At 50.0% G+C, this 15974-nt stretch carries 15 protein-coding genes and 1 other RNA gene; 9 read left to right on the plus strand and 7 right to left on the minus strand.

Annotated elements, in window-relative coordinates:
• Window positions 1-169: 169 nt before the first annotated feature.
• From gcvP to gcvT, 3 genes are all read right to left on the minus strand, one after another.
• Complete coding sequence (gcvP, locus tag ACXAG2_RS10880; RefSeq protein WP_474866898.1) at window positions 170-3067, minus strand: aminomethyl-transferring glycine dehydrogenase; 2898 nt, start codon at window positions 3065-3067, stop codon at window positions 170-172.
• A 90-nt stretch (window positions 3068-3157) separates the two neighbouring features.
• Entirely contained in the window at window positions 3158-3547 is a 390-nt protein-coding gene (gcvH, locus tag ACXAG2_RS10885; protein ID WP_119502131.1) for a glycine cleavage system protein GcvH, read from the minus strand.
• A 32-nt stretch (window positions 3548-3579) separates the two neighbouring features.
• A complete protein-coding gene (gcvT, locus tag ACXAG2_RS10890) occupies window positions 3580-4659 on the minus strand; it encodes a glycine cleavage system aminomethyltransferase GcvT (RefSeq protein ID WP_474866901.1) in 1080 nt (359 codons plus the stop codon).
• Between the two features lie 139 nt (window positions 4660-4798).
• Between gcvT and ACXAG2_RS10895 the strand changes: the two genes are divergently transcribed.
• The 4 genes from ACXAG2_RS10895 to ACXAG2_RS10910 all read left to right on the plus strand — a co-directional run bounded on the left by ACXAG2_RS10895 (window position 4799) and on the right by ACXAG2_RS10910 (window position 7668).
• The gene (locus ACXAG2_RS10895; protein ID WP_474866903.1) at window positions 4799-5647 is read left to right on the plus strand and encodes a LysR family transcriptional regulator; all 849 of its coding nucleotides are present in this window, start codon (window positions 4799-4801) and stop codon (window positions 5645-5647) included.
• A 108-nt stretch (window positions 5648-5755) separates the two neighbouring features.
• A complete protein-coding gene (locus ACXAG2_RS10900; RefSeq protein ID WP_269748645.1) occupies window positions 5756-5884 on the plus strand; it encodes a hypothetical protein in 129 nt (42 codons plus the stop codon).
• Between the two features lie 86 nt (window positions 5885-5970).
• On the plus strand, window positions 5971-7164 hold the full coding sequence (locus ACXAG2_RS10905; RefSeq protein ID WP_474866906.1) for a porin: 1194 nt from the start codon (window positions 5971-5973) through the stop codon (window positions 7162-7164).
• A gap of 207 nt (window positions 7165-7371) precedes the next feature.
• Window positions 7372-7668: a hypothetical protein gene (locus tag ACXAG2_RS10910; RefSeq protein WP_474866908.1), complete on the plus strand. Its 297-nt coding sequence runs from the start codon at window positions 7372-7374 to the stop codon at window positions 7666-7668.
• Here ACXAG2_RS10910 and ACXAG2_RS10915 read toward each other — a convergent pair.
• From ACXAG2_RS10915 to ACXAG2_RS10930, 4 genes are read right to left on the minus strand one after another with little or no spacing between them, the layout of a single operon-like run.
• Window positions 7631-8803, minus strand: coding sequence for an FAD-dependent monooxygenase (locus ACXAG2_RS10915; protein WP_474866911.1), 1173 nt, complete (start codon window positions 8801-8803; stop codon window positions 7631-7633). The genes ACXAG2_RS10910 and ACXAG2_RS10915 overlap by 38 nt on opposite strands.
• 17 nt (window positions 8804-8820) lie before the next feature.
• A complete protein-coding gene (gene ubiH / locus ACXAG2_RS10920; protein WP_474866914.1) occupies window positions 8821-10017 on the minus strand; it encodes a 2-octaprenyl-6-methoxyphenyl hydroxylase in 1197 nt (398 codons plus the stop codon).
• Window positions 10018-10020: 3 nt separating this feature from the next.
• Window positions 10021-11331, minus strand: a complete 1311-nt coding sequence (pepP, locus tag ACXAG2_RS10925) for a Xaa-Pro aminopeptidase (RefSeq protein WP_474866917.1) — start codon at window positions 11329-11331, stop codon at window positions 10021-10023.
• A 2-nt stretch (window positions 11332-11333) separates the two neighbouring features.
• The gene (locus tag ACXAG2_RS10930; protein WP_474866919.1) at window positions 11334-11900 is read right to left on the minus strand and encodes a UPF0149 family protein; all 567 of its coding nucleotides are present in this window, start codon (window positions 11898-11900) and stop codon (window positions 11334-11336) included.
• A 329-nt stretch (window positions 11901-12229) separates the two neighbouring features.
• Here ACXAG2_RS10930 and ssrS point away from each other — a divergent pair.
• From ssrS to rpiA, 5 genes are all read left to right on the plus strand, one after another.
• Window positions 12230-12412, plus strand: a non-coding RNA gene (gene ssrS, locus ACXAG2_RS10935) — 6S RNA.
• 22 nt (window positions 12413-12434) lie between these two features.
• The gene (locus tag ACXAG2_RS10940) at window positions 12435-13331 is read left to right on the plus strand and encodes a ribokinase (protein ID WP_474866922.1); all 897 of its coding nucleotides are present in this window, start codon (window positions 12435-12437) and stop codon (window positions 13329-13331) included.
• An 18-nt stretch (window positions 13332-13349) separates the two neighbouring features.
• On the plus strand, window positions 13350-14291 hold the full coding sequence (locus tag ACXAG2_RS10945) for a nucleoside hydrolase (protein ID WP_474866924.1): 942 nt from the start codon (window positions 13350-13352) through the stop codon (window positions 14289-14291).
• Window positions 14292-14525: 234 nt separating this feature from the next.
• Window positions 14526-15146 carry a 5-formyltetrahydrofolate cyclo-ligase gene (locus tag ACXAG2_RS10950; protein WP_474866926.1) on the plus strand — a complete coding sequence of 207 codons (621 nt, stop codon included), beginning with the start codon at window positions 14526-14528 and terminating at the stop codon, window positions 15144-15146.
• Window positions 15147-15205: 59 nt separating this feature from the next.
• On the plus strand, window positions 15206-15865 hold the full coding sequence (gene rpiA, locus ACXAG2_RS10955; protein ID WP_474866929.1) for a ribose-5-phosphate isomerase RpiA: 660 nt from the start codon (window positions 15206-15208) through the stop codon (window positions 15863-15865).
• Window positions 15866-15974: the final 109 nt, after the last annotated feature.

Genomic DNA, 15974 nt, shown 5'->3' on the forward strand with positions numbered 1-15974 from the left:
TCGGTAATTTCTTTTTGGCGATTGATCTGATCGCAGAAATCACACTGAGTTCCCCTATGGGGTGCTCTACACTTAAGAACAGTTATTTAGCTAGATTGTCACAATCTTAATTACCTGTCACAGACTTCATTAAAACTGTCACAAACTTCATTACCAGTTATCAGAAACCTCACTCCTCAATATAGCTCTCAATACTTGGACAAGAGCAAATCAGGTTGCGGTCACCGTATACGTCGTCGATACGGTTTACGCTTGGCCAAAACTTGTTGCGGGCAACAGACTCAACCGGGTAAGCGGCGACCTGACGGTCGTAGCTGCGGGTCCAGTCGCTGTCGCAGATGTCGGCCAGCGTGTGTGGTGCGTTGTGCAACGGGTTATCTGTGGCATCCCACTCGCCGCTTTCCACTTTGGCGATTTCGTTGCGAATGCTGACCATAGCTTCAATAAAGCGGTCCAGCTCGTATTTAGCTTCAGATTCTGTTGGCTCTATCATCAGCGTTCCGGCTACGGGGAAGCTCATGGTCGGCGCGTGGAAACCGTAGTCGTTCAGACGCTTGGCGATATCCATTTCGGTCACACCGGACGCTTCTTTAAGCTGACGCAGGTCGATAATACATTCGTGAGCAACACGACCGTTACGGCCTTTGTACAGTACCGGATAATGGCCTTCCAGCGCTTTTGCCACGTAGTTAGCATTCAAGATGGCAACTTCAGTCGCTTTACGTAAACCTTCCGAGCCCATCATTTTGATGTACATGTAGCTGATTGGCAGAATAGATGCACTGCCCCATGGCGCGGCTGATACTGCACCACAATCTTTACCTGTACCTTCAATGTTCACCACTGCGTGATTTGGCAGGAAAGGCGCAAGGTGCGATTTCACACCAATTGGTCCCATACCGGGGCCGCCGCCTCCATGAGGAATACAGAAGGTTTTGTGCAGGTTCAGGTGCGATACGTCAGAGCCGATGAAGCCTGGTGACGTAACGCCTACCTGTGCGTTCATGTTGGCACCGTCCATGTAAACCTGACCGCCGTACTGGTGCACGATGTCGCAGATTTCACGGATAGTTTCTTCGTAAACACCGTGGGTAGACGGATAGGTGATCATGGCACAAGACAGATTATCACCCACTTCTTCTGCTTTCTTACGCAAGTCAGCTAAATCGACGTTACCGTTCTTATCACACGCCACAACAACCACGTTCAGGCTGACCATTTGCGCAGACGCCGGGTTTGTACCGTGCGCTGAACTTGGGATCAGGCACACATTACGGTGACCTTCGCCACGGCTTTCGTGGTAGCGCTGAATCGCCAGCAGACCGGCATATTCACCCTGTGCACCGGAGTTAGGCTGCATGGATAATGCGTCGTATCCGGTGATGTTGATAAGCCACTCGCTCAGATCACCAATCATTTCCTGATAACCGGAAGCCTGGTCCACAGGCGCGAACGGGTGAAGCTGACCAAACTCAGGCCAGGTGACCGGAATCATTTCGGCTGTGGCGTTCAGTTTCATGGTGCATGAACCCAATGAAATCATTGAGTGGTTCAGCGCTAAATCTTTGTTTTCCAGTGACTTGATGTAACGCAGCATCTCAGTTTCTGAGAGATACGAGTTAAATACCTCATGAGTCAGGAAATCAGACGTACGTACCAGATCAACAGGAATAGACTGGCTGCCCTGTGTGGTAACTTCAGCGTCCAGACCATCCACGGTTAAACCGTGATCGCCACCCAGCAGTACATCGAACAGACCGGCAATATCCGCACGGGTGGTGGTTTCATCTAACGACACACCTACAGCGCCTTCAAGATCGGCACGCAGGTTCAGGCCGCGGGCATAAGCCGCTTCAAGCACTTCTGCTTTGTTATCCACCATCACAGTTAACGTATCGAAGAAAGTGCTGTGCTTCAGCGCAACGCCTTTTTGCGTTAAGCCGGTTGCCAGAATATCGGCGAAACGGTGAATGCGGTTAGCGATGGTTTTCAGGCCTTCAGGACCATGATAAACGGCGTAGAAAGACGCCATGTTGGCCAGCAGCACCTGTGCAGTACAGATGTTAGAGTTGGCCTTTTCACGACGGATATGCTGTTCGCGGGTTTGCAGCGCCATGCGCAGTGCTGGACGTCCACGGGTGTCCTTACTCACACCAATGATACGACCGGGTAATGAACGCTTGTAGGCATCACGGGTTGCGAAAAACGCTGCGTGAGGACCACCGTAGCCCATCGGTACACCGAAACGCTGTGCACTGCCCAGTGCCACATCAGCACCCAGCTCGCCCGGCGATTTAAGCATAACAAGACTCATCAGATCTGCCGCTACAGCAACAATACCTTTTTTGGCTTGTACCGCTGCAATGATGTCACTGATATCTTTTACTTCACCGGTGGTAGCCGGATATTGCAGCAGCGCACCGAACACATCGTGCTCTGCGGCTTCTTCTGCAGGACCGGTAACGATACCGAAACCAAACATTTCAGCGCGGGTTTCTACCACGTCTTTGGTTTGCGGGTGCACATCATCAGCGATAAAGAACAGGTTCGCTTTTTTGTTTTTCGAAACACGCTTGGCCAGAGCCATGGCTTCTGCGGCCGCTGTGCCTTCGTCCAGCAATGAGGCTGAGGCCAGTTCCAGACCGGTCAAATCAATAGTGACCTGCTGGAAGTTCAGAATGGCTTCAAGACGACCCTGGGCAATTTCAGGTTGATATGGCGTGTATGCCGTGTACCAGCCCGGATTTTCCAGCACGTTACGCAGAATAACGTTCGGTACGTGGGTATCGTAATAACCCATACCGATAAAAGAGCGGTTGATTTTGTTTTTAGAAGCCACGGCTTTCAGTGCAGCCAGTGCATCAACTTCTGTCTCGCCACCACCTACTTCAATGGGTTTATCCAGTTGAATAGCTGCCGGTACAGTTTGTGCCATCAGCTCATCCAGTGAGTCAGCGCCCACAGATGCCAGCATGGCTTGAATTTCTTCTTCACCCGGGCCGACGTGGCGGCGGATAAAGGCATTTTTTTGCTCTAACTGAGCCAAAGTAAGGGATGAATTCGACATAGTTTTGTTAAGCACTTGCAATGGGTAATAAAAACAAAAGGGGCTTAAATTGCCCCTTTAAGCCTTTTTGGATGTTGGCTCTGTAACGAATTAGTCTTCGTCGATGCTGTTTTCGTAGCCTTCTGCGTCCAGCAGACCTTCAGCTTCAGCAGGATCATCCGCTTTAATCTTGAATAACCAGCCGTCTCCGTACGGGTCGCTGTTTACCAGCTCAGGAGAATCTTCCAGCGCATCGTTAATCGCAACGATTTCGCCGCTGATTGGCGCGTATACATCAGATGCAGCTTTAACAGACTCAGCGACACATACGTCGTCACCGGTACTTACCGCGTCGCCCACATCAGGCAAATCAACAAATACCATGTCACCCAGTAAGTCCTGAGCGTGCTCAGAAATACCTACAGTGAAAACACCATCGCCTTCAGGACGAACCCACTCGTGAGTTGATGCATAACGTAAATCGGTTGGGATATTGCTCATAATAAGTTCCTGATTTTTCCTTGATGTTGGGATTACAATACACTTTTACCATTGCGTACAAAGCTGGGCTTAACCACATTTACTGTAACCCACTTTTTACGCATTTCCACCTCTACAGTTTCACCTGTATTGGCAGGTACCCGGGCCAGTGCAACGGAATGCCCTAATGTTGGTGAGAAGGTGCCTGAAGTGATCACACCCTCTCCTGATTCTGAACGCACTTTTAAACCGTGACGTAACACGCCTTTCTCGGTCATTACCAGGCCGACAAGTTTGTCAGTACCGGCTTCTTTTTGTGCTTCTAATGCTTTGCGGCCGACGAAATCACGGTCTGCCGGTTCCCATGTAATGGTCCAGCCCATGTTGGCAGCCAGCGGAGAAACGGTTTCATCCATATCCTGACCGTACAGGTTCATACCGGCTTCTAAACGCAGCGTGTCACGTGCACCTAAGCCACACGGTTTAACACCTGCATCCAGCAAGTCCTGCCAGAACTGGCCTGCCTGCGCGGCGGGAACCATAATTTCGTAGCCTGCTTCACCGGTGTAACCGGTGGTAGCAATGAATAAATCTTCCGCCTGTACGCCGAAGAACGGCTTCATGCCGGCAACCGCTTCTTTCTGAGCAGCGCTGAACAGCGTAGCGGCTTTTTCTTTCGCATTCGGGCCCTGAACGGCAATCATCGCGAAGTCCGGCTTTTCAGTGATGGTGACATCAAAACCGCTGGCTTTGTCTTTCAGCCAGTTCATGTCTTTTTCGCGGGTGGCAGAGTTCACCACCAGGCGATAGTTTGTTTCATCGAAGAAATACACGATAAGATCATCAACCACACCGCCTTCTTCGTTCAGCATGCCGCTGTACAGCGCCTTACCTTTAACCTGTAACTTGGACACGTCATTAGCCAGCAAGTAACGCAGATAATCTTTCGCCTGCGCACCTGTGACATCAACAATGGTCATGTGAGACACATCGAACATACCGGCGTCTTTACGCACCGCGTGATGCTCTTCGATTTGTGAACCGTAATTGATTGGCATATCCCAGCCGAAGAAATCGACCATTTTTGCGCCAGCTTCAAGGTGCTTAGCGTGTAATGCGGTGGTATTCGTCATGCGACTTTGTCCGTTTCGATGTGATAAAAACAGCACAAAGTATAGGGTTACGGCAAAAGACCAATCAAATTGGAATTTCTTATCCTTACATTTGCAAATATAATATAAGAAACTCATATCATCAGCATTTCAAATCATTATGAAGCAGTTGTCGTTAGATAACTTACGTACTTTCGTGAGTGTTATTGAGCAAGGTGGATACGCTAAAGCAGGCGAATGGCTGGGCCGTTCCCAGCCTGCTATCAGCTTACAAATCAAAAAACTGGAAGAGCAGTTAGACCGGAAATTATTCACCAAAGTCGGTCAGCGGCACCTGCCCAGTAATGATGGCAACTGGCTTTACCCTAAGGCAAAAGAATTGCTTGAGATGAACGATGCCATTTTCCGCTGGTTAACCCCGGCTCCGTTAAGTGGCCGCCTGCGTCTTGGCATTCCGAACGAATTCGCCTCAACACTGTTACCGGGTTTAATTGGTGAGTTTTCCAAGCGCTACCCGGATGTATCTCTGGAAGTGACCTCATCGTTAAGCCGCGACTTACTCCATGCTTCAAGGCGCAGCCAGTTCGATTTGATTCTGGCTCTGGTGAATCCTGATACGGAAGCCGGCGGTGAACTGGTGCTGGAAGACGATATGGTATGGGTAGGCGATGCGGCAAGACCGCTGGTGAGTGACCATATTTCTTTAGTGCTTGCTCCGGACGGTTGTATGTATCGCAGCCGGGTAATTGATGAATTAAAGCAGCAAACACGGGTATGGAAAATTACCTATACCAATGCTGATTTGGGCGGTCTGGTTGCCGCTATTCAGCAGGGTTTGGGGATCACCGCCCTCGCACGCTCCAGTATGCCGGAGAATTTAACTATCTTAAAAGACAGCCGCCTGCCCCGCCTGGGTAAAGTCAATATTTGCCTGTTCAATCAGGATACCCAGCATCCGGTGGTCAGCCGCACGCTGGCAGAGTTTATAAAGAGCCGGTTACAGCGTTAATCTGTTTCAGATCCGTTCATGAGTTCAGTGGTTCCGGGCTGGCAGTATGCTTAGTATGAAGTGGTTAAAACTTAACGTTATTAATCAACCATAGATAAGGATGCCACTGTGAACCACGAACATACGCCGCCAGTATCAACTACAAGGTTTCCGGCAGAAAATCTGCTCGCCGGTGTACTGCTTTTTACTCTGGGCATGGGAGCGGGTGCGGCTATTGGTATGTCATGGGTCGTTTAATATGTCAGTTTTGTGACAATCACCTTTGAATATACGACTAAAGACTATACACTCCGCTGCCATTCTTACCGGCTGCAAGGTGAAATGTGTCTTTTACTTGTTCTTCTCTTCGCTTTCTTTTCATTACATTCAGCGTTCTTTCTGCATTCAACAGCAATGCCACGTCTTTATTCTCAGACTACGAGGGTAACGGTCTGACCTATTCTACAGCGGATAATCAGTATTCGGTGCAAATCCGTGGCAGAACGCAGTTTCGTTTTGCCAGCCCGGGTGCAGGGCAACCCAACGACATCGGCGACTTCATTGCTGAAAGTGGTAATCAGTTTGATATTAACCGTGCCCGGCTGAAGGTTGGCGGCCACGCTGTTCGTGAATGGGTAAAGTACTACTGGGAGTACGACGCCGCAGATTCCCGCACATTAAACGCTACCATCGCGCTGGAAAAATATGACGGGCTAAAGGTGAAGTTTGGTCAGTGGAAAGTAGAATACTCACGTGAACGCAGCGTGAGCAGCGGCGGACAGCAAATGATGGACCGCTCAATCATCAACCGTGTTTTTACTCTGGATCGCCAGCAGGGTATGTCGGTTTATGGTCATATTGATGAAGGCGGCGCGGCAAACTTTAATTACTGGACAGCCCTGTTAACCGGCTCCGGTCGCGGTGAATACCACAATCACGATGGCAACCCCATGTATGCCGGACGCTTCCAGTGGAACTTTCTGGGTAAGGAGACCGGATTTAAAAACAGTGATATCAAACGCACATCAGAACCTGCAGCCGCTGTTGCTGTAGCCGGCGCAAAATACCGCAGTATTTACACCCGCTTTTCCTCGTCGGGCCCTGGCGCACTGGATAATATCGATATTGGTGAAACCCCTGACCAATACGACGTAAAACAATATCTCGTCGACGGCGCATTCTTCTATCAGGGTTTTAATGCTCAGGGCGAATATCACGAAAAAAAGGTTACCGACAGAATTAACGGGAACCGGCAAACAACCCTGCGTGGTTATTACGTGCAGGCCGGATACTTCTTAAATGAACAGTTCGCCTGGTGGCCTGCCCCGCTTGAAGTGGCAGCAAGATATGCCACGTACGATCCGAAAACCGGTGATGACGGCGACAGGTTTTACGAACGCACACTGGCATTTAACTGGTTTATCAACGGTCATAACAATAAAGTGACCGCGGAAGTCAGTCATATCAGCATGGAACAACAGAGTGAAGAGGTGGGAGACCGGATAACCTGGCGCTTACAATGGGATGTCAGTTTTTAACCGCTGACGTTTTTAACATTATTGCTTACTCATCTTACCAACAAAAATTACTACTTTTGTCTAAATTACCTGACTACACTGAAGAGTATACTAACAAAAACTATGATTCTAAAAATAGTTGCCGGATGGTCGCCATCCGGTATGTGTAAAAGCTTTCATGTGGCAACTTTTCTTCCTGCCCCTTTACACAGTTAACCGGAAAATATTATGAAAAACGACATCGGGGTCGATTTACGGCAAGTAAATTCTCTTTTGTTGACAGCGTTGTCAAGTTATTGTCAACGCTGTCACTACAGAGTCAGAAGTATAGAAAATGCAAACGATTTGAAAATCGTTGCAGAGCTTTATAACGAAGATGTGCTGACGATGAAACTGCTGGCTGAAGGGGAAGTAGAGATTGAGACTCAAAGCTTCGAAAGTGGTGAATCCCGCTTTACGCGGGAATCGTTGAATGCGCTGCTGCGTGTTACCAACCCATCGCCTGAGCCAGCCACTGACGCTTGATAGCGGGAATGGCATCTGTCATTACCAGCCCGGCCCCGCGCACAAATTTCTTCAGGGGATGATTTCCGGCAAATAACGTTTTAAACCCGTCCATTGCAGCTACCACTGCCATTGCATCAGCCTTTCTCGCCCGCTCGAACGCCCGTAAATTTTCAAGAGATGCAAAATCTTTATCATCCTGAACACAGGTTTTAACAGTTTCTGCAAGCGCAAAAGCGTCACGCATCCCTAAGTTCGCTCCCTGCCCCGCCAGTGGATGAATGGTATGTGCCGCATCACCGATTATAACCATGCCGTTCTTTGCCCATTGCCTTGCATAACGCATGGCAAGCGGGAAGCTGTGTCTTTTACTTTCTACCGTTAACACGCCCAGAACACCGTCACTGGTAGCACTAAGGGCATGATTAAAGGCTTCATCACTCAAACTGGTTAAAGACGCTGCCACTTCATTGGTCTGAGACCATACTATAGAAACCAGATCCGGCTCAGATAAGGGTAACAGCGCTAACGGTCCGTCCGGGGTAAACGCTTGTCTCGCGCACTGTTCGTGAGGTTCAGAGGTTCTCACTGTGGCGACGATTGCCGTATGACCGTAATCTTTGAAGGTAAGAGGAAATTGGGCTTGCCGGCGCACAAAAGAATTCGCGCCGTCGGCACCGACCAGTAACCGGCAGGCCAGTACCTGGTCGTTCTCCAGCATCAGCATGGTTTCCCTTTGCCCGGAAAGTACTTTCTGAATGCGGGTTTCGATCAATTTTACGTGAGACTGCTGCGCTACCGTGTCAGCCAGCGCATTGGTCAGCAACTGGTTTTCAATAATATGACCCAACTGCGGCGCGGGTAAATCTTCCTTCGAAAAGTGAATTTTTCCGAAACTGTCTTTATCCCAAACGGACATCGTGTGATAGGCACTTACCCGCTCTTGTGGCATGCGCTGCCACACGCCAAGGTCTGACAGCGTTGAATAATTAGCCCCGTTAATTGCACTGACGCGTAACGCAGGTTCTTTCGGCATCTCACGGGAAAATGGCTGGTCGCTAATCACGGCCACAGATAACCCGCTGTCATTCAAGGCGGCGGCAAGGCTTAATCCCACCATGCCGCCACCCGCAATAGCAATATCCACTGTATCCATGCTCTTTCTCCTGAATATTATGCGCCCGGGGCAAATCCGGTGGTTTGTCTGACAAAAAACGATTTCAGCGACGGACAGTTATCCATCACCATCAAACCGGCATTTCTGGCTGCCAGCAACCCCCGGTTATCATTGGAAAATAACCTGACCAGGCCATCGGTCAGCGTGATGGTTGACCTCTTGTCCTGCTCACGGTTCAGCGCATATTGGCGCAACACATGAAAAGCACCGGGATCATCAGCATCAGTCAGTTGAGCCACCAGCGCACAGGCATCACGTAAGCCAAGGTTAAAACCCTGCCCGGCAATGGGATGAAGTGTTTGCGAGGCATTGCCACACACGACTGCGCGATGCGTGATGGTATTCACGGTGCGTTGCAGTGATAAGGGATATGCAGTGCGCTCTCCGGCCTGCAGAATTGCGCCCTGCCGCCAGCCGAAATCTTTTTGCAGCGCCTGAATAAAAGTTTTATCACCGGACTGCATCAGGGTTTCCGCCCGGTCAGGCGATACCGTCCAGACAACGGAAAAGCCACAGGCATTACGGTGTCCGGTAGCAAAGCCCGGATCGTAAGGTAAAAAAGCCACCGGCCCTTCCGCGGTAAAACGCTCGTAAGCACGATGTTTGTGAGGTTTTTGCGTGATGACATTCACCACAATGGCGGTTTGCCTGTAATCCTCTGCGGTACGCTCAAACCCGAGTTCTTCATGCAGTGGCGAACGGCCACCATCTGCCAGAATAACCAGCCGGGCACGCAGAGTTTCGCTGTTGCTCAGGGTAAGTTCCGTGGCTTCCTGAGTACGGCTGACTGAACTCACATGCAACGGACAAAACAAACTGAATCCCGGGGTCTCCGGCGGAAGTTGCAGGGCTTCACCCAGATGCTTCAATGAAATTACCTGCCCGAAATGGCTGACGTGAAAGTCATCAGCATTGAGCTGGCAGAGCCCGGCAGCACCTTTGTCTGAAACCTGAATATGCTTAATGGGTACAGCACCGGCAGAACCTGCGTCGATATCCAGCGCGGCCAGCTCATCCACGGTGCGTTTTGCCAGTGCAATCACTCTGGCATCAAACCCGGGATGGGAACCGTCTGAGGTATAAGCATTGGCTTCGACCAGCGCAACAGAAAAGCCGGTGTGTTTCAGCAATCCACGGGCAATAACGTTACCTGTAGCTCCGCCTCCGATAATCACGACATCAAATTCAGACACCGGTTAAGACTTCCTCATTAACGCTTCAATTTCACTGATTTCTTTCGGTACGTCAGCAGTTATTACGTCAGCACCGGTTGCCGTGATCACCAGGTTATCCTCAATACGCACACCTATACCGCGATAGGCTTCCGGCACATCTGCGTCCGGCGCGATATAAAGCCCGGGTTCAATAGTGATCACCATGCCGGGTTGCAGTGGGCGCTCCTCACCGTCCTGACGGTAGTCACCCACATCATGTACGTCTAACCCTAAATAATGTCCTATGCCGTGCATAAAGAACTGCCGGTAATGCAATCCTTCGAGGCTTTCTGCCACAGTGCCTTTCAGCAGGCCCAGTTCAACTAGACCGGCGGTAAGCACTTCAGCAGCAATTAAACCGGCTTCGTTCAGTGTCATACCGGGCCCGATCCTGTCGAGTACGGCAAGCTGAGCATCCAGTACTAACTGATAGATACTGCGCTGTGGCGCACTGAATTTACCATTTACCGGAAACGTCCGGGTGATGTCACCAGCATAATAACCCGCATATTCTGCGCCGGCATCGATCAGGATCAAATCACCGTCACGAACCTGTGCGTTGTTTTCGGTGTAATGCAAAATACAGGCGTTATCACCGCTGCCAACAATGGTGCCGTAGGCAGGATGTCTGGCACCGGACATAGCAAATTCGTGATGCAGCTCCGCTTCTAGCTGATATTCGTAACAGCCGGGATGAGCAAACTTCATGGCGCGGATATGTCCCTGTGCGGAGATTTTTCCGGCAGCCTGCATCAGCGCAATTTCACAGGAAGATTTGAATAACCGCATTTCATGAATCAGCGGTGTTACATCACAGAACGCCGCCGGAGAAATATTTTCTTTCGGCGCTGCCGCCAGCTTATTGTGCACAGCAAACAGGGTTTCCCGCAGCGGACTTTGAAACGGAAAATATACATGGTCGTGTCCGCCAAGCCATTCTGACAGCACATCATCCAGTTCGCTCAGCTCAAACGCTTCATCCAGAGCAAACTCTGACAAACCGGCATCAGCGCCTAAACACCTGCCCTGCCAGATTTCGGCTGTTTTGTCCTTCGGACGAAACGCCATTGCACGGTAAGGATCGGAAAACTGGCTGTGGTTCGACAGCAACAAAACGGTATCCGGCTCATCAAAACCGGTGAGATACCAGAAGTCACTGTTCTGGCGGAAAGGATATTCTGTATCGCGGCTGCGTGTTATCAGCGAAGCAGCAGAGATCACTACCACGCTTTCCGGTTCACACAGAGCAAGTAAGCGGTGCTGGCGCGCAATAAATTCCTGTTTGCTTATCATGATCAGTGTACGGAAGGTTTATCTTTTTGATCGTCGAGCAGCGACTCGCCCAGTTCGTTGAAGCAAAGCAGTGCAGAAATTTTGACGTACTCCACCACTTCAAACAGCGCCCGCTCAGATTCTTCATCTTCGGTCATAGGCTCTTCCATGCGGGAGATATCGGCGAAATCCTGCAACGCTTCTTTGACGTCTTCAGAACATTGCATCAGGTTTTGCTGATACAATCCGAAGCCAAGCATAAAGCCCTGCACCCAGTTAATCAGACCCAGACCACGGTCATTGATCGGTGCTTTATCATCCGGCAACATCAGATTGAGGGAAAATTCCACTTCAATCAGTTGCTGACATAATTCATTGAATACATCGGTAAGCACCACGGTCAGTTCCGGGGCAAACGCTGCGCCCTCATTCATGGTGTCTTTCAGAACATCCATCCACTTCCGTTCTGATACCGCCATACCGCCACATAACATACCGCACAATGTGCCCTGAATTTCAGCACCGTCTGCGATGACATCGTATTGTGACAACACATTAGTGACACGGTCGTAATCGAGTTGTTTATCCACGTATTCTTTCCATCAGTTAATTGCGGTCATGCTACCAAAAAGGCAGCTTAAAACCCAGTTTAAACCAATTTCATGGACAGTGTTTGAGCAGTCAGTATTTCTCCCCTTTTCACGTCCCTCATAATGCTTTAGGATCAACACTGTTATCGATAAAACCTGCTCAATAAAGCAACAAGCTTAACCAAATGGTCAGGCATGCAATACGTTGCTACAGCAGGCTTAGAGCCAATAAAACAGCCTTTTTTGAAAAGTTCTCAAAACTTTAAGGGTGATCTGCTTCACGAACCGTGTCGTTTGATATACTCTGTTGCGCTGTTTTTTAATTACACTGTCTTCTGGAATGTTTGCCAGTTCATTCATGTCCCTGGCCGATGCTTTAAACCAAGGAAGATGACCGCGTAGCTATTGTGCAAGCCCGGCGCGTACTGGGAAGCCTACGGCTATGAAGATTCTTCCGCCCTGAACATTTCGGTTCACGGGCGAACGATGAACAGCGGCATTTCGGAAGGCGCCCTCTTTCGACGGAAAGTAGAAATGGCAGTCATTAATTTTGGTTCGATAAATATCGATCACGTCTACCACGTAGATCATTTCGTAAAGCCGGGTGAAACACTGGCATCAACAAAATACACTCAGTTGCTTGGTGGCAAAGGCGCAAACCAGTCGATTGCACTGGCACAGGCCGGTGCTGATGTTAAGCACGTGGGCGCAATTCATCAGTCTGATGCGGCATTCAAACAAACACTAATTCGCCATGGCGTTGATTGTCAGTATGTTGCCTGTACCGAAACGGCCTCTGGGCATGCCATTATTCAGGTAACCCCTGACGGCGAGAACGCCATCGTGCTGTTCGGCGGTGCAAATCAGACAATCAATGAAGCGACAGTCAGAAAAGCCCTCAGTGACACCAGTTCAGCTGACTGGGTACTTACCCAGAATGAGACCAGCAGCATTGCTGATATGTTGAAGCAGGCAAAAGAGAAGCAACTGAAAGTTGCCTTTAACCCTGCGCCGATGAGTGAATCCGTAAAGTCTTTACCGCTGGAATGTGTTGATCTGCTCATCGTAAATGAAACCGAAGCTGCGGCGATTACCGGTCAGGACAATGTTGAAGAAATCGTCACCTGGTTTAAAGCTAACTGGCAACATGGCGAAGTGATTCTTACACTGGGTAAAGATGGCGTGATGATGCTGCGTAAAAGTGGCGATGTGATCAAAGTAGACGCATTTACGGTGGATGCCGTTGATACCACCGCCGCCGGTGACTGTTTTATCGGTTATTTTTTATCGGCCTACAGTAATCACACAGACGCCAGACAAGCACTTATCCGTGGCTGTGCCGCCTCTGCCATCGCCGTTACCCGTGAAGGTGCCGCACAATCTATACCGCAGCAGAAGGAAGTAGACCGCTTCCTCGCGAAACATGTCTGATAGTTCAAAAGGACAACTATGACACACAAAATTATTCTTGATACCGATCCGGGCATCGATGATGCAATGGCGATCTTTTTTGCTTTTCAACATCCTGAAATTGAAGTGCTGGGCCTGACTACCGTTTTCGGTAATGTACCGGTAACCATGTCTGCCAGAAATGCGCTGACCCTGTGTGAATACGCCGGTCAGGACATTCCTGTCACCCAAGGCGTGGGCATGCCCTGGGTTGGCCCGGAGTCAGGTTACGCCCATTTCGTACATGGTGATGACGGCTTCGGCAATACATTTCCGGAAGCCTCTGAGCGGGAGCTTGATCCCCGCAGTTCAGCACAGTACATCGTAGACATGGCCCGCAAACATCCCGGTGAAATCACGCTGGTTGCGATTGGCCCGCTGGGTAACCTGGCGCTGGCATTACGTCTTGAGCCGGAATTACCCAAGCTGATTAAAGGTGTCGCGATTATGGGCGGCGCAGCATTTGTACCCGGTAACGTAACGCCGGTGGCTGAAGCCAATATCTGGAACGACGCCCACGCCGCCGCCATTGTATTCGCTGCAGACTGGCCTGTTACCATGTTTGGCCTTGATGTTACGCTGAAAGCGCCTTTCGCACCGTCTTTCCTGGATACTCTGGAAACGGGTAATGAAAAACTGGGTGGCTTCGTTAAGCGTGTATCACAGTTTTATATCGATTTTTACTCGCAAAACCGTGAAGAGCGTGTGTGCTTCTTCCACGACGCGTATCCGCTGGCCTGGCTGGTCAACCCTGAACTGTTTACCATCACCCGTGGCCACGCCCGTGTAGGTACCGGTGAACTGGACAGAGGACAAACGGTCGTCGCTCCGGCAGGCTCAACACCAAGCCCGCTATGGACTGAAGCGCAAATGATTGATGTCGCAACCGATGTTAATCACGAAAAACTGGAACAATTGTTCATCGACACCTACGCTTTATAAAGTCCGGAGGAGTATTTCCCTGCTAAAAGCGCCTCCGGGCGCTTTTTTTTGTGACTTAAGGACAGCCCGGGGGAATCATGAGTCAACCGCCATTACCGGAAGAAGCAGGAAGTCGTTCCGGGTAAGAGACCTGTTGCTCCGTTTATCAAAGACAAACCGGCATTGATGCCGCCCTCACACTGCCTGTGAATAATGATACACTTTGCGACACCTTAAGTTTCTTCTTATTACCCGATGGAAAAAATCAGTAGCGCAGGATTAACACGTCAGGAATTACGCAAAGTACTGCGGTTACGCCGCAACAACCTGTCTGAAGAGACGCAGGCTCAGGCTGCTGTACGCCTGAACCGCGAGTTGACGGCACTGCCGGAATGGCAACAAGCCGCGCATGTAGCTGCATACCTGGCAAACGACGGAGAAGTCAGCCTTTCGGACACTATTACCACCGCGGCAGCCCAGAATAAAACTGTCAGCCTGCCGGTACTGCACCCGTTTAACCGTCAGCATCTGCTATTTTTGCACTATCATGACAACACCGTACTGGTGAGTAACCGCTTCAATATTGCTGAACCTCAGTTACGCTGCCCTGATGTCATACCTTTTTCCCGTCATGACTTGATCCTGATGCCGCTCACCGGTTTCGACGAAAAAGGAAACCGGCTGGGCATGGGCGGCGGATTTTACGATCGTACGCTGGCACCTTATCGCAACGCCGCTTCCCGCCCCCTGCTTGCCGGTATCGCACATGATTGTCAGCAGGTTGACGCGCTTCCGGTTGAACCCTGGGATTTCCCCCTGGATCTCATCATCACGCCTTGTGGCGTAATACGGCCGGATAAGACGAATTGCCCTTAATTTCGTCTCCCATTCCTGCAGTTTTCAGTTAAACTTCTGCAAAACTTTGGAGAACCCTTATGGATCAGAACGCGAAGAAGAAAGCTGTTGCTGAAGCAGCCATAAAATATGTAGAGCCGGACACTATTGTTGGTGTGGGCACAGGCTCAACGGTCAATTTTTTTATTGATGCGCTGGCAGACATTAAACACAAGATTGTTGGCGCAGTATCCAGCTCTGACGCATCAACAGAAAAACTTAAAGCCCACGGCATTGAAGTGTTTTCGCTGAATGAAGTAGACAGCCTTTCTGTGTATGTTGACGGCGCTGATGAAGTGACGGAACACAAGCACATGATCAAGGGCGGCGGTGCAGCCCTGACGCGTGAAAAAATCGTCGCAGCGGTAGCGAAAACCTTCGTGTGTATTGTAGACGACACCAAACAGGTACCGGTACTGGGCAAATTTCCGCTTCCTGTTGAAGTCATTCCCATGGCGCGCTCTTACGTAGCCAGAGAGCTGGTAAAACTGGGAGGCGATCCGATTTACCGTGAAGGCGTGGTGACTGACAATGGCAACGTGATACTGGATGTTCACAACCTGAACATAATCAATCCCCGGGAAATGGAAGATGCTATTAACAGTCTGGCGGGCGTAGTCACTAACGGTATTTTTGCTAACCGTGGCGCAGATATTGTGCTGGTAGCAACCGGTTCGGGCGTAATTACGGTCAGCGACTAAACTTAACCACCCTGTCAGCAAGCCGGATATAAGGCTTGCTGAATGAAATAGCGCTTTTAACCAACAACGATATCTGTTATTTTGCCCATATAGACGTCCAGATGTCTTT

It is taken from the genome of Alteromonas sp. ABH4_456 (genome assembly GCF_056160645.1).

Excerpts from the sequence above, each read along its gene's own strand:
- gcvP (WP_474866898.1), bottom strand. The coding sequence starts at position 3,067 with ATGTCGAATTCATCCCTTACTTTGGCTCAGTTAGAGCAAAAAAATGCC.
- gcvH (WP_119502131.1), bottom strand. The coding sequence starts at position 3,547 with ATGAGCAATATCCCAACCGATTTACGTTATGCATCAACTCACGAGTGG.
- gcvT (WP_474866901.1), bottom strand. The coding sequence starts at position 4,659 with ATGACGAATACCACCGCATTACACGCTAAGCACCTTGAAGCTGGCGCA.
- ACXAG2_RS10895 (WP_474866903.1), top strand. The coding sequence starts at position 4,799 with ATGAAGCAGTTGTCGTTAGATAACTTACGTACTTTCGTGAGTGTTATT.
- ACXAG2_RS10910 (WP_474866908.1), top strand. The coding sequence starts at position 7,372 with ATGAAAAACGACATCGGGGTCGATTTACGGCAAGTAAATTCTCTTTTG.
- ACXAG2_RS10915 (WP_474866911.1), bottom strand. The coding sequence starts at position 8,803 with ATGGATACAGTGGATATTGCTATTGCGGGTGGCGGCATGGTGGGATTA.
- pepP (WP_474866917.1), bottom strand. The coding sequence starts at position 11,331 with ATGATAAGCAAACAGGAATTTATTGCGCGCCAGCACCGCTTACTTGCT.
- ACXAG2_RS10940 (WP_474866922.1), top strand. The coding sequence starts at position 12,435 with ATGGCAGTCATTAATTTTGGTTCGATAAATATCGATCACGTCTACCAC.
- ACXAG2_RS10945 (WP_474866924.1), top strand. The coding sequence starts at position 13,350 with ATGACACACAAAATTATTCTTGATACCGATCCGGGCATCGATGATGCA.
- ACXAG2_RS10950 (WP_474866926.1), top strand. The coding sequence starts at position 14,526 with ATGGAAAAAATCAGTAGCGCAGGATTAACACGTCAGGAATTACGCAAA.
- rpiA (WP_474866929.1), top strand. The coding sequence starts at position 15,206 with ATGGATCAGAACGCGAAGAAGAAAGCTGTTGCTGAAGCAGCCATAAAA.